Raw genomic sequence first — 11,855 nt, 5'->3', positions numbered from 1 at the left:
ACATTAATAAAATTTAAGGATATGTTAATATAAATTCCCTTCCAAATTCCAGTTACTCGTAATATAGTTGTAATGTAACTTTTCAAGCTATTCATACGACAAAAAAGTGAACGGAGGGGTTTCAAATGGAAGAAACCTTTCAATTATTATATGATACATATCATCAAGATTTGTACCAATTTTTATTTTATATGGTAAAGGATAAAAACCAGACAGAAGACCTTCTTCAAGAGGTTTATATCCGGGTATTAAATTCTTATCATACGTTTGAAGGAAGAAGCAGTGAAAAAACATGGCTTTTGTCTATCGCACGCCATGTTGCGATAGACTGGTTCCGTAAACAGCAAACAATCAGACAGCGTATACTCGGTACATTTGACTGGGATACACAGGATGTCAGGGATCAGCAATTGCTGCCGGACGAACTTGCGGTTCAACATGAAAATGTCCGGGAAATTTATGCTGCGCTTGATCAATGTACAATCGATCAAAGAGCTGTGATTATCTTGCGGTTTATTCAGGGATATTCAATACAGGAAACAGCCAAGGCTCTGCGCTTCTCGGAAAGCAAAGTAAAAACGACCCAACACAGAGGGCTCAAAGTACTTCGGAAACATATGGAGCTTTTGAGGGAGGAGCTAATGGATGATGAAGTCAGAATGGAACGAAGAACAGATAAAGGAGTTGTTAAGTCAACTTCCGGCAGTTAAAGACCATCGTTCGCCTCAGGATATTTACAAGCGGCTGACGATGGCAAAGCGTAAAAATAAGCCCGCTGTCAGGTGGATTGGCCCCGCGTGTGCCGCTGCAATTGCGGTTTATATCGCCTTCATTATTTCTCCTCATTTCTTTGATCAGGCACAGCCTCAACAAAAAGAAGCGTCCCAAGAGAACGCAGTAACGAAAACTGAGACAGAAGACAGCCCAAAAGCTGCATCGTCCTTGGATCATACATCGTTTGTCGTTCCTGAAAAGGAACAAGACAATTACATCACTGTAGCAGTTGCTGATGCCGATACATCCGCAATCATACCCGTCAGCATCCAAAAAACAAATGCAGACCAAACGATCCAGGATATGCTGTTTGAAAGTAGTGAATTGGGCATCCTTGATCATGCCATTACAATTCCATCCTTCATAGATGAAGTAGAAATAAAAGAAAAACCAAAGCAGAAGGAATTAAGTATACGAGTCCATCAGCCAGCTACGGCATTTTCTGTAAAAGATGATACACTGTTAAAAAAATTGCTTAAAGAATCCTTAAAATGGAGTCCTTATGAAAAAGTCAAATTTCTATCGGATCAAAATGAGAGTGGGGTTCGGATTGGCTCATATGGCACTTTTACGGAAATTTCGATTCCCAAACAGTCAAAACGATCCTACTACTTGTACCAAAATAAACAAGGACAAGACTTTCTCGTTCCGTCAAATCATTCTTTTGATACAGTAAAAGAAGCGATTAAGGAAATGGAATCGAGCAGCCAAGAAGATACGACACCTCTTATTCAAGCGGGTACTGTCCAATCTGTAACGAAGAAACAGAAACACTTATATATCCGCTTTTCAAAGGACTCAGAAGTTGAGGATTCTATTGCCGGTATTTTAATGATTGAGGGACTTCTTTTAACCGCAAAAGAGTTTGGCTTCACAGAAGTGACCTTTGCGGAAACCAGAACGAAAAAAATCGGCAAATATGACGTATCAGATGCAATTCCGGTGCCAGCTGCTCCAAATCCGATTTCCTTAAACTAAAAAGAGCCCTTTAAGGCTCTTTTTTAGTTGCTATTCATATAATAGAAATTTTCAAAAAAAAGTTGTACGTGTATAATAAAACAAGGTAACGATTGAAAGGATTTGAGATGAGTGAACGTGTTAACGATTAAAGGAGTTTCCATTGGGGAAGGGATGCCGAAAATCATCGTTCCGCTGATGGGAAAGACGGAAAAACAAATTCTGAATGAAGCAGAGGCTGTAAAATTACTGAATCCGGACATTGTTGAATGGAGAGTCGACGTATTTGAAAAAGCTAATGACAGAGAAGCGGTCACAAAGCTCATTTCTAAGCTTCGTAAATCTTTAGAAGACAAGCTATTTCTATTTACATTCAGAACCCACAAAGAGGGCGGGAGCATGGAGATGGACGAAAGCTCCTATCTTGCTTTGCTGGAATCGGCAATCCAAACAAAAGACATCGATCTGATAGACATCGAATTATTTTCAGGAGATGCAAATGTAAAGGCGTTAGTATCGCTGGCGGAAAAAAACAACGTCTATGTGGTGATGTCAAATCACGACTTTGAAAAAACACCTGTAAAAGATGAAATTCTTTCCAGACTTCGAAAAATGCAGGACTTAGGCGCGCATATTCCAAAAATGGCTGTTATGCCGAATGATACTGGAGATCTCCTAACACTGCTTGATGCGACGTATACAATGAAAACAAAATATGCAGACCGCCCCATTATTACAATGTCAATGGCTGCAACAGGGCTCATCAGTAGGCTGAGCGGTGAGGTTTTTGGATCGGCTTGTACTTTTGGAGCTGGAGAAGAGGCGTCCGCACCAGGTCAAATACCTGTTTCTGAGCTAAGGAGTGTCTTAGATATTTTGCATAAAAACACACGGGGATAGAAATAAAAAAACTCAAGCTATATAGATAGCTTGAGTTTTTTTGATTATGGCAGATCAATGAGTTTCACAGACACAATATCAGGGACATTTGTTAGTTCTTTCACAATTTTATCTTCCAGATGTCTGTCAAAGGAAAGCATCATGATGGCTTCTCCGCCTTTTTCCTTACGGCCAACCTGCATAGTTGCAATGTTAATATCGTTATCTCCGAGAATACGTCCTACTCGGCCAATGACACCTGTTGTATCTTGATGCTGGATATACACCAAGTGACCTGTCGGATAAAAATCAATATTAAATCCATTGATCTCGACAATTCGTTCTCCGAAATGAGGAATATACGTAGCCGTTACAGTAAAGGTGCTGCGGTCTCCTGTCACTTTTACGCTGATGCAGTTATCGTATCCAGATTCAGAAGAGGAAATTTTTTCACTGAAGCTGATGCCGCGTTCTTTTGCGACACCCCCGGCATTGACCTCATTAACAGTAGAGTCAACGCGCGGTTTTAAAAAGCCTGACAGAAGGGCTTTTGTAATGAACGATGTTTCAAGTTTAGCAATTGTGCCTTCATATTGAATGGCAACATCCTGTACTGGTTCTTTCATGCACTGTGATACAAGGCTGCCAATTTTTCCTGCAATTTGATGGTAAGGCTTAATTTTAGCAAATTCATCTTTTGTCATGGCAGGCAGGTTGATAGCTGACATGACAGGCAGGCCTTTTGCGAACTGCAGAACTTCTTCTGACACTTGGGCGGCGACATTGAGCTGTGCTTCTTTCGTTGATGCTCCCAAGTGAGGAGTGGCAATGACTAATGGATGATCAACAAGTTTGTTGTCAACTGGCGGTTCGACTTCGAAAACGTCAAGAGCCGCTCCCGCAACATGCCCGTTTTCCAAAGCTTCGAGAAGTGCTGCTTCATCGATAATTCCGCCTCGCGCACAGTTAATTAAGCGAACGCCTTTTTTCGTTTTTGCAATCGTTTCTTTATTCAATAAGCCTTTTGTTTCTTTTGTTAAAGGCGTGTGAACGGTAATGATATCCGCACTTTCAAGCACTTCTTCAAATGTACGGCTGTTTACGCCGATTTTTTTCGCTCTTTCTTCCGTTAAGAAAGGATCAAAAACGTGCACAGTCATACCGAACGCTCTCGCACGCTGTGCAATTTCACTTCCGATTCGGCCTAATCCTACAATACCAAGCGTTTTTCCATAAAGCTCTGAACCGACATAAGCTGTGCGGTTCCACTCTCTGGATTTCACTGAGATATTAGCCTGCGGAATGTGTCTCATTAAAGAAGAGATCATTGCAAATGTATGCTCAGCTGTCGAAATGGTGTTGCCGTTCGGAGCATTGATCACGATTACCCCGTGTTTCGTAGCCTCATCAATATCGATATTATCGACACCGACACCGGCTCTTCCGACAATTTTTAAAGAAGTCATTTTGTTGAAAAGGTCTTCTGTTACTTTTGTCGCGCTTCGCACCAAAAGAGCATCAAAAGTATGTAATTCATCTTCTGCATCTGCTACGTTTTTTTGAACGATTTCAATAAAGTCTGATTCAATAAGTGGCTGTAAACCGTCGTTGCTCATTTTGTCTGAGACCAATACTCGAAACATCGTTAGATTTCCTCCTAAATTGACAAACTAAATATCTGATAATTTAACATATTCTCAAAAGAGTGTCAACGTGTATTGACGCAGTAAAGGATAAAAGTAAAGCCTAATAAATCAATGATCTGACAGCTTGCAGGTAATATATTTAATTTGAAGCAATTCTCTATACAGCCAACCAGTTATCGTTTATAATGTAATTAAATTTCATATGATCAATCTTCGGGGCAGGGTGAAATTCCCTACCGGCGGTGATGAGCCAATGGCTCTAAGCCCGCGAGCTGTCTTTACAGCAGGATTCGGTGAGATTCCGGAGCCGACAGTACAGTCTGGATGGGAGAAGATGGAGGTTCATAAGCGTTTTGAAATTGAATTTTTCAAACGTTTCTTTGCCTAGCCTAATTTTTGAAACCCCGCTTTTATATATGAAGCGGTTTTTTTATTGGCTGGAAAAGAACCTTTCCGTTTTCGAGTAAGATGTGATCGAAAAGGAGAGAATGAAGTGAAAGTAAAAAAATTAGTTGTGGTCAGCATGCTGAGCAGCATTGCATTTGTTTTGATGCTGTTAAATTTCCCGTTTCCGGGTCTTCCGGATTATTTAAAAATCGATTTTAGCGACGTTCCCGCAATTATTGCCATTCTGATTTACGGACCTTTGGCGGGTATTGCCGTAGAAGCGATAAAAAATGTTCTTCAGTATATCATTCAGGGAAGCATGGCCGGAGTTCCTGTAGGGCAAGTTGCGAATTTTATTGCAGGAACACTCTTTATATTACCGACTGCTTTCTTATTTAAAAAACTCAACTCAGCAAAGGGCTTGGCTGTCAGCCTGCTTTTGGGAACTGCAGCGATGACCATTTTAATGAGTATTTTAAATTATGTTCTGATTCTTCCGGCATACACGTGGTTTTTACATTCACCGGCATTATCCGACAGCGCGCTAAAAACAGCAGTCGTCGCAGGTATCCTGCCGTTTAACATGATAAAAGGTATTGTAATTACGGTTGTATTCTCACTAATTTTTATCAAGCTTAAGCCATGGATTGAGCAGCAGCGAAGTGCACATATCCATTAAATAAAAAAGCTCCCGTTCGGGAGCTTTTTTTAGTTACTTCTATTCAAATTTAAGTGGGTCGCCTTCAAATGGCTCATCCGCCACTTTGATGGAATCAGTAGGGCATCCTTCAAATGCGTCAATCATATCTTCTTCCAGTACCTCAGGGACTTCGACAACACCTTTGTTTTCATCAAGCGTTACGAACGCGATGCCTTCATCATCGTAATCGTAAATGTCTGGTGCAGCAGCTCCGCAAGCGCCGCATGCAATACATGTATCTTTGTCTACGATTGTGTACTTTGCCATGAATAAAACCTCCCAGATTGTTCTTGGTGGAACAAATGGATCAATCTTTATATTTAATCAATTTAACACCTATTCCTCTTACTTATTGTAATGATGTTGCTGCCACATTTCAACAGAAAAATGATTGAGAATGCTTATCACATAAGGGGTTATCTACATAACATCCCCCTTAATGATGACTTTAAACGTCGATTTCTGTTTGAAATCTGTTAAAATAAAAAGAGCAAATCAACGATTTTTGTCAGGAAGAATGTAGGTGGATAGGTTGTCATTTAATTACTTCGATATTATGGTTCTCGATTGTCTTTGCAAAATAAACGGGGAACGGTCGGGAAGCGCTGTTTTTCACCTATTCAAAGGCAAGAGATCGTCACAGACCATTCAAGATGCCGGCTTATTTCAGACTGCAAAATACTTTGGAATGGCGGCAAAATGTTCGAGAAGCGATATTTCTGCGTCGCTTGACAAGCTTGAAAAGCATTCATATCTCGCGCCAATGTCTGAATCAGATACATACAAAGTGACAGCCAGCGGCGCAGCAGTTTTGAGACATGCCCTTAGCGAGCGGCCTTGGCCCGTTCATTGTCACGGCGCTCATTATCAGCAGGCTGCCGGCGTGCTTTGGAAAAGGCTTTCGCTGCTTGTGCAGGTCCTATCCCATAAACAGCAAGGGAGCAGGCAGTATATCCCTGTCACAAAGGATCATAAGACACTTCACTGGGTAAAGAAATACCTGTCCCGGCATACGGATCATATAGAGATGGCAAAAAGCCTTTTTGCCATGCTTGAGGCGCATTTGAAAAAGATTGAAAACAAAGCAGCGCAAATTTTTGTCTACTCCTTAACCTCGCACCATCGGATCGGTTATACGAGCAGGCAGCTTGCTGATACGCTGAAAGAAGACGAATGGTATGTCTATATCATGTTTTGGGCTTCGGTACATTATTTTATTCATTCTCTTCCGGAGTGTGAAGATGCTTTGTTAAAGGATCTCCTTTCTGATGTGCACTTAGATAATGCCCTGACAGAGTCGACGAGGAAAACATGGCAGATGGTCAAACAAGGGTTTCCGATACAGCGAATTGCTGAAATCAGAAAGCTGAAAACAGCGACGATTGAAGACCACATTGTCGAGATTTCTCTCCATGAGCCTGCGTTTATGATTAATGACTATGTATCAGCAGAAGACCAGCTCCAAATCGCAGAGTTTGCCAAACGGATGCGGACGAATAAAATCAAACAAATTCGCGACGGGCTGGAACAGCGGTTCAGCTACTTTCAAATCAGACTGGCATTGACAAAGCAGGTGCAGCAATATGACTAAATTACAGCAAACGTTATATCAGTTTTTTGGTTTTACTTCCTTTAAAAAAGGGCAGCAGGACATTATTGAAAGCATACTCAGCGGGAAGGATACCATTGCAATGCTCCCGACTGGGGGAGGGAAATCGCTTTGCTACCAGCTGCCTGGTTATATGCTTGACGGCATGGTATTAATCGTTTCTCCACTGCTTTCTTTAATGGAGGATCAGGTGCAGCAGCTCAAAGCCCGGGGGGAAAAGCGTGCTGCAGCTTTGAACAGCATGCTTAACAGGCAGGAAAGACAATTTGTTTTAGAACATATTCATCGATATAAATTTTTGTACTTGTCTCCTGAAGCTTTACAGTCTCCATATGTATTGGAAAAATTGAAAAGCGTCCCGATCAGCCTATTTGTTATTGACGAAGCGCATTGTATTTCTGAATGGGGACACGACTTCAGGCCTGATTATTCAAAGCTCGGGCAGCTGAGAAAAAAACTTGGTCACCCGCCCGTTCTGGCATTGACCGCCACGGCTACAAAGGAAACGCTGCAAGATGTCATGAACCTGCTGGAGCTGCAGCATGCTGTACGCCATCTCAACTCAGTCAACCGCCCAAACATCGCACTGAGGGTTGAAAATGCGGCGGATACTGCCGAAAAAATAGATAGGGTCATTCAGCTGGTTGAAAACCTGCAAGGTCCGGGAATTGTTTATTGTCCGACACGGAAATGGGCTGAGGAATTAGCGCGTGAAATTAAAAGCAAAACGAGCAGCAGAGCCGACTTTTACCATGGCGGTTTGGAGTCAGGGGACAGGATTTTAATTCAGCAGCAGTTTATTCATAACCAGCTTGATGTGATATGTTGTACGAATGCGTTTGGAATGGGTGTCGATAAACCCGATATCAGATATGTGATTCATTTTCACCTCCCGCAGACGGCAGAAGCTTTTATGCAGGAAATCGGCAGAGCGGGCCGCGACGGAAAGCCGAGTGTCAGCATTTTGCTGCGGGCGCCAGGGGATTTTGAATTGCAGGAACAGATTATCCAGATGGAGAGTGTCACAGCTGAAGAAATCGCCGACGTAATCCGTGTGCTAGAGAAGACGGAGGAGCGGGATGAGAGAAGGCTTCGTGACGTATTACTTCAGTATGGCGTCGGAGAGACACAGGCCCGTACGATGATTCATCTCTTTATGCAGGGAAAAACATCAGTTGAACTGATGAAGAAAGAAATTTCATATCGCATGGAGCTGAAACTGGAAAAAATGCACCGTGTATCATTTTTGCTTCAGCGTGACGGCTGTTTAAGGCAGGCACTGTTAACCTACTTTGATGAATCATACGAGCCTGATGACGGAAACCTCCCGTGCTGTTCACATTGCGGTTTTGATTTATCCTTGTATGAACAAAAAGGGGCACGGAGTAAAATGGCGCCATTAGACAGCTGGAGTTCGGAATTGCACCGGATATTCAGCTTGCAGACTGTAGGTGAGCTGAACTGAAACAGCAAAAAGATTATATTCAGCATATGTCTGACCATGATATGCTGAAGCAGTTATATTTGACGCAGCTACTCATCATCTTTGCCGCTGCTGCAGCAGGACTGTTCTTTTTTGAGGATGTACGGGACGTATTAAAGCTCTGGGACATTCGCGATATGCGAATCATCTGGTATGGTGTTTCTATAGCTGTTATTGTTATTTTAGCCGATATGGCAGTAATGAAATGGTTTCCGTCTCATTTATATGATGACGGCGGAATCAATAAAAAAATATTCAGTAAGAGGTCAATCCCTCATATTATATTTTTAACGCTTCTGATTGCTTTCGCGGAAGAAATGTTATTCAGGGGAGTGCTGCAGACTCATATCGGTTTATGGGCGGCCAGCCTTATATTTGCCGCTCTGCACTTTCGGTATTTGTCAAAATGGCTGTTATTTATTATGGTGACAGCAATCAGCTTTTTGCTCGGTCTGATGTATGAATGGACCGGCAACTTATTTGTTCCGATGACGGCGCATTTTATCATTGATGCCGTGTTTGCCTGTCAGATTCGTTTTGAACATGTGAGGAGGGATAAACATGACGAACATGTCGAGAGTAGAGAGAAGAAAAGCCCAGAATCTTTATGAAGATCAAAACGCCGCATTGGCGGACGATTATGCCGATGATGGAGAAAGCCTTCCGACAAGACAATCTGTAAAAAATCAAAGAGAACAGAAAAAAAAGCAAGGCAAAACAAAAACGCCATTATTCACAGTACTCGCAGTAATATTTGTATTTGTGCCGGTTATCGTTTTAGTCACCTTATTTTATCTAAAGAGCCACCCGGATAATCATGACGATTATGAAGATGTTTTTATTGACAGCAGCCAAAGCAAATATGAGGTTGTCCCGAAATCAGAGGATAAAAACGATACCGCAGACACTAAAGAAACCGCACTGCAGAAGGAGTCAAAAAAAGAGCCTGAAGATTCCAAGCCAAAAGAGCAAACAGCTGCTGATAAGAAACAGACTGCTGTAGCGGAAAAAGAAGACTCGGCAAATAAGGAGGAAGCAACCGCCGCGGCTGCTTCCTCTTCCCAATCAACAGTACAACAGCAAGAACAGCAACAGCAGCCGGCTGAGCCAGTTCAAAATGTGCCGAATCGCGTTGTCAAGCACACCGTCCAAAAGAAAGAAACGCTATACCGCATTTCCATGAAGTATTATAAAAGCCGGACAGGAGAAGAAAAAATTCGAGCGTATAATCATCTGAATGGAAATGATGTTTACACCGGACAAGTTTTGGACATCCCCTTAATGGATGAATAGGGTATTATTTTTATTTTACGTTCATATATTGTAGCAATGAAAATGGACAAGGTGTGAAGCGTATGGAATCCTTATGGAATCAGCTGGATCAGTTTACAGACGTGCCGACCAAACAGATGCTCCAAGCGCTTGTAAAACGAAAACAAAAATTCGAAAATTATGCAGCGCAATGCCGCAGATGGCGATGGGCTTCACTTATCTGCCTAGGCTTATTATGTGTTATGATCATGATCAAAAGCCCGGAGCCTCAGCTTATACTTCAAGAAATACTTAGCCATACCTTTTATTTATTTTGGATGCTGGCAACCGCTTTTGCCTACTGCACTTCATATTATTTCAAGAAAAAGGAAGAAAAATCCGAGACTGATTTCCATAAACTGAGATGTGAAATTATTCAGAAAAGCACTGATCTCTGGCCGCAGCCCGATAAATGGAAGGCGAGAGAGTCTGTTTTTCATATGATGAAGCACAAATATGACATTAATCTATATTTTGAAAGTAAATAAAATGGGGCGTTTTCTCAAACGATAGAAACGTCTTTTTTTTATTGTCCGTCTTATTGATAAGTTCTAAAAAGAATGGAGAGTTTTTTATGAAGCTATCAGTGAAAATTGCCGGTGTACTAACTGTTGCGGCAGCGGCAATGACGGCAAAAATGTATGCAACAGCAAAAGGCAATCATTTGAAGACACATACGTTTCCTTTATCAAAGATGAAGGGCAAGCCGCCTCTGACAATCTTTTTTATTTCAGACATTCACAAACGTCTCATCGATCAAGACCTTTTAGAAAAAGCGCGAAGCCATGCCCCCCACTTGGTTATAATCGGCGGTGATTTAGCTGAGGGCGGGGTGCCCAGTGCGAGAATCGAGGAAAACATCAAAAGGCTCGTACATTTCGGGGTCCCTATCGTGTTTGTGTGGGGGAATAATGATTATGAAGTCAGGCAGCATAAGCTGTATTCCATATTTAAAGCGCACGGCGTCATCGCTCTGAGAAATGAGTCAGTCCCGTTTTCATACAATGGGCATAAAATTGCGATTGCGGGGGTTGATGATATCAGGATGGAGATGGATCATTATGAGGAAGCCATCAAAGAACTTGATGAAAGCCAGCTGAATATTCTGGTTTGCCATAATCCGGAGATTCATGAACAAATCAATGAAGATGACGGTATTGATGTGATATTCAGCGGACATACCCATGGAGGCCAGATCAGGTTTGGAAAATTCGGTCCTTATGAACTGGGGAAAACAGGTATTGTTAAAAACGCGGCATATCTGATCAGCAACGGCTACGGCACGACAAAAGTGCCTCTTCGTTTAGGTGCTGAGCCTGAAACTCACATTGTGACTCTTTGCGGGCCAGAATAACTTCTAAAAAGCAAAAATCCGTATGGCAATAAAAACTGCATTGTGCTTGTCTTACTAGTGAACTCAGTGTAAACTGATAACAATTAAGAACCTATGACTCATCATCTCATATAATGTGTTATATGATTTGTGTGCAAGTAGAGGCAGGAGGGAACGTTATGCGGCTTGAGCGTCTGAATTATAATAAGATCAAAATCTTTTTAACCCTCGATGATTTGACAGACCGGGGATTGACAAAAGAAGACCTCTGGAAGGACTCATTCAAAGTCCACCAGTTATTTAAAGATATGATGAATGAAGCAAATACAGAGCTCGGCTTTGAAGCGAATGGACCGATTGCAGTGGAAGTGTATTCTCTCCAAGCACAAGGGATGGTCGTGATCGTAACAAAGAACCAAGACGCCGATTCAGAAGACGATGAGTATGATGATGATTACATCGAAATGCAAGTCAAGCTTGATGAAAGCGCGGACATCATATATCAATTCCATTCCTTTGAAGATATCATTCAGCTTTCAGAAAGCTTACAGCGAATCGGTATCACAGGGGGAACTGTCTACCACTATGACGGGCAGTACTTTTTAAGCCTTGAAGATCTAGGGTCACATACGGCTGAAGGGGTTGTGGCGGTTCTGGCTGAATACGGCAATCCGACAACTTTAACGATTTATCGCCTGCAAGAGTATGGTAAGCTCATTATGGACGGTAATGCCGTAGAAACGATACAAACTCATTTTTCATAAGAATGCAACGGA

General features: G+C 42.0%; 13 protein-coding genes and 1 riboswitch. Of the genes, 11 read left to right on the top strand and 2 right to left on the bottom strand.

The genetic code is table 11. The features are described 5' to 3' along the window. Positions 1–125: 125 nt before the first annotated feature. The 3 genes from sigX to aroD all read left to right on the top strand — a co-directional run bounded on the left by sigX (position 126) and on the right by aroD (position 2,631). Positions 126–710 carry an RNA polymerase sigma factor SigX gene (gene sigX, locus NST79_RS12010; protein ID WP_003230521.1) on the top strand — a complete coding sequence of 195 codons (585 nt, stop codon included), beginning with the start codon at positions 126–128 and terminating at the stop codon, positions 708–710. Next, the gene (locus NST79_RS12005; protein ID WP_212060734.1) at positions 646–1,752 is read left to right on the top strand and encodes a GerMN domain-containing protein; all 1,107 of its coding nucleotides are present in this window, start codon (positions 646–648) and stop codon (positions 1,750–1,752) included. Before sigX ends, NST79_RS12005 begins: the two co-directional genes overlap by 65 nt. Positions 1,753–1,863: 111 nt before the next feature. Further along, complete coding sequence (gene aroD, locus NST79_RS12000; protein WP_046381154.1) at positions 1,864–2,631, top strand: type I 3-dehydroquinate dehydratase; 768 nt, start codon at positions 1,864–1,866, stop codon at positions 2,629–2,631. A gap of 44 nt (positions 2,632–2,675) precedes the next feature. Here aroD and serA read toward each other — a convergent pair whose 3' ends face one another. Continuing rightward, positions 2,676–4,253 (bottom strand): phosphoglycerate dehydrogenase, encoded by a 1,578-nt coding sequence (gene serA, locus NST79_RS11995; RefSeq protein ID WP_004398713.1) that lies wholly within the window; start codon positions 4,251–4,253, stop codon positions 2,676–2,678. 208 nt (positions 4,254–4,461) lie between these two features. After that, positions 4,462–4,596: riboswitch (FMN riboswitch) on the top strand. A 153-nt stretch (positions 4,597–4,749) separates the two neighbouring features. Here serA and fmnP point away from each other — a divergent pair. Further along, positions 4,750–5,322 carry a riboflavin transporter FmnP gene (fmnP, locus tag NST79_RS11990; protein ID WP_004399159.1) on the top strand — a complete coding sequence of 191 codons (573 nt, stop codon included), beginning with the start codon at positions 4,750–4,752 and terminating at the stop codon, positions 5,320–5,322. Between the two features lie 39 nt (positions 5,323–5,361). Here the strand turns inward: fmnP and NST79_RS11985 are convergent, their stop codons facing one another. Continuing rightward, positions 5,362–5,610, bottom strand: coding sequence for a ferredoxin (locus tag NST79_RS11985; protein ID WP_003225461.1), 249 nt, complete (start codon positions 5,608–5,610; stop codon positions 5,362–5,364). 265 nt (positions 5,611–5,875) lie between these two features. On the opposite strand from NST79_RS11985, the gene NST79_RS11980 reads away from it, so the two are divergent. The 7 genes from NST79_RS11980 to NST79_RS11950 all read left to right on the top strand — a co-directional run bounded on the left by NST79_RS11980 (position 5,876) and on the right by NST79_RS11950 (position 11,843). After that, on the top strand, positions 5,876–6,934 hold the full coding sequence (locus tag NST79_RS11980) for a helix-turn-helix domain-containing protein (RefSeq protein WP_212060758.1): 1,059 nt from the start codon (positions 5,876–5,878) through the stop codon (positions 6,932–6,934). After that, the gene (locus NST79_RS11975) at positions 6,927–8,417 is read left to right on the top strand and encodes an ATP-dependent DNA helicase RecQ (protein ID WP_212060732.1); all 1,491 of its coding nucleotides are present in this window, start codon (positions 6,927–6,929) and stop codon (positions 8,415–8,417) included. Before NST79_RS11980 ends, NST79_RS11975 begins: the two co-directional genes overlap by 8 nt. 26 nt (positions 8,418–8,443) lie before the next feature. Further along, positions 8,444–9,046, top strand: a complete 603-nt coding sequence (locus NST79_RS11970) for a CPBP family intramembrane glutamic endopeptidase (RefSeq protein ID WP_212060730.1) — start codon at positions 8,444–8,446, stop codon at positions 9,044–9,046. After that, complete coding sequence (locus tag NST79_RS11965) at positions 8,997–9,728, top strand: LysM peptidoglycan-binding domain-containing protein (protein WP_212060727.1); 732 nt, start codon at positions 8,997–8,999, stop codon at positions 9,726–9,728. The genes NST79_RS11970 and NST79_RS11965 overlap by 50 nt, the downstream gene beginning before the upstream one ends. Positions 9,729–9,790: 62 nt before the next feature. Further along, positions 9,791–10,234, top strand: a complete 444-nt coding sequence (locus NST79_RS11960) for a YpbF family protein (protein WP_212060725.1) — start codon at positions 9,791–9,793, stop codon at positions 10,232–10,234. Positions 10,235–10,320: 86 nt separating this feature from the next. Beyond that, the gene (locus tag NST79_RS11955) at positions 10,321–11,100 is read left to right on the top strand and encodes a metallophosphoesterase (protein WP_212060722.1); all 780 of its coding nucleotides are present in this window, start codon (positions 10,321–10,323) and stop codon (positions 11,098–11,100) included. A gap of 158 nt (positions 11,101–11,258) precedes the next feature. Beyond that, positions 11,259–11,843 carry a genetic competence negative regulator gene (locus NST79_RS11950; RefSeq protein ID WP_003230533.1) on the top strand — a complete coding sequence of 195 codons (585 nt, stop codon included), beginning with the start codon at positions 11,259–11,261 and terminating at the stop codon, positions 11,841–11,843. Positions 11,844–11,855 lie beyond the last annotated feature (12 nt).

This window comes from Bacillus sp. PS196 (assembly GCF_037963555.1).
GTDB classification, from domain to species: Bacteria; Bacillota; Bacilli; order Bacillales; family Bacillaceae; genus Bacillus; species Bacillus subtilis.
Note: the sequence above shows the minus strand (reverse complement) of the source record. Positions and strands in the feature narration are given on the sequence as shown.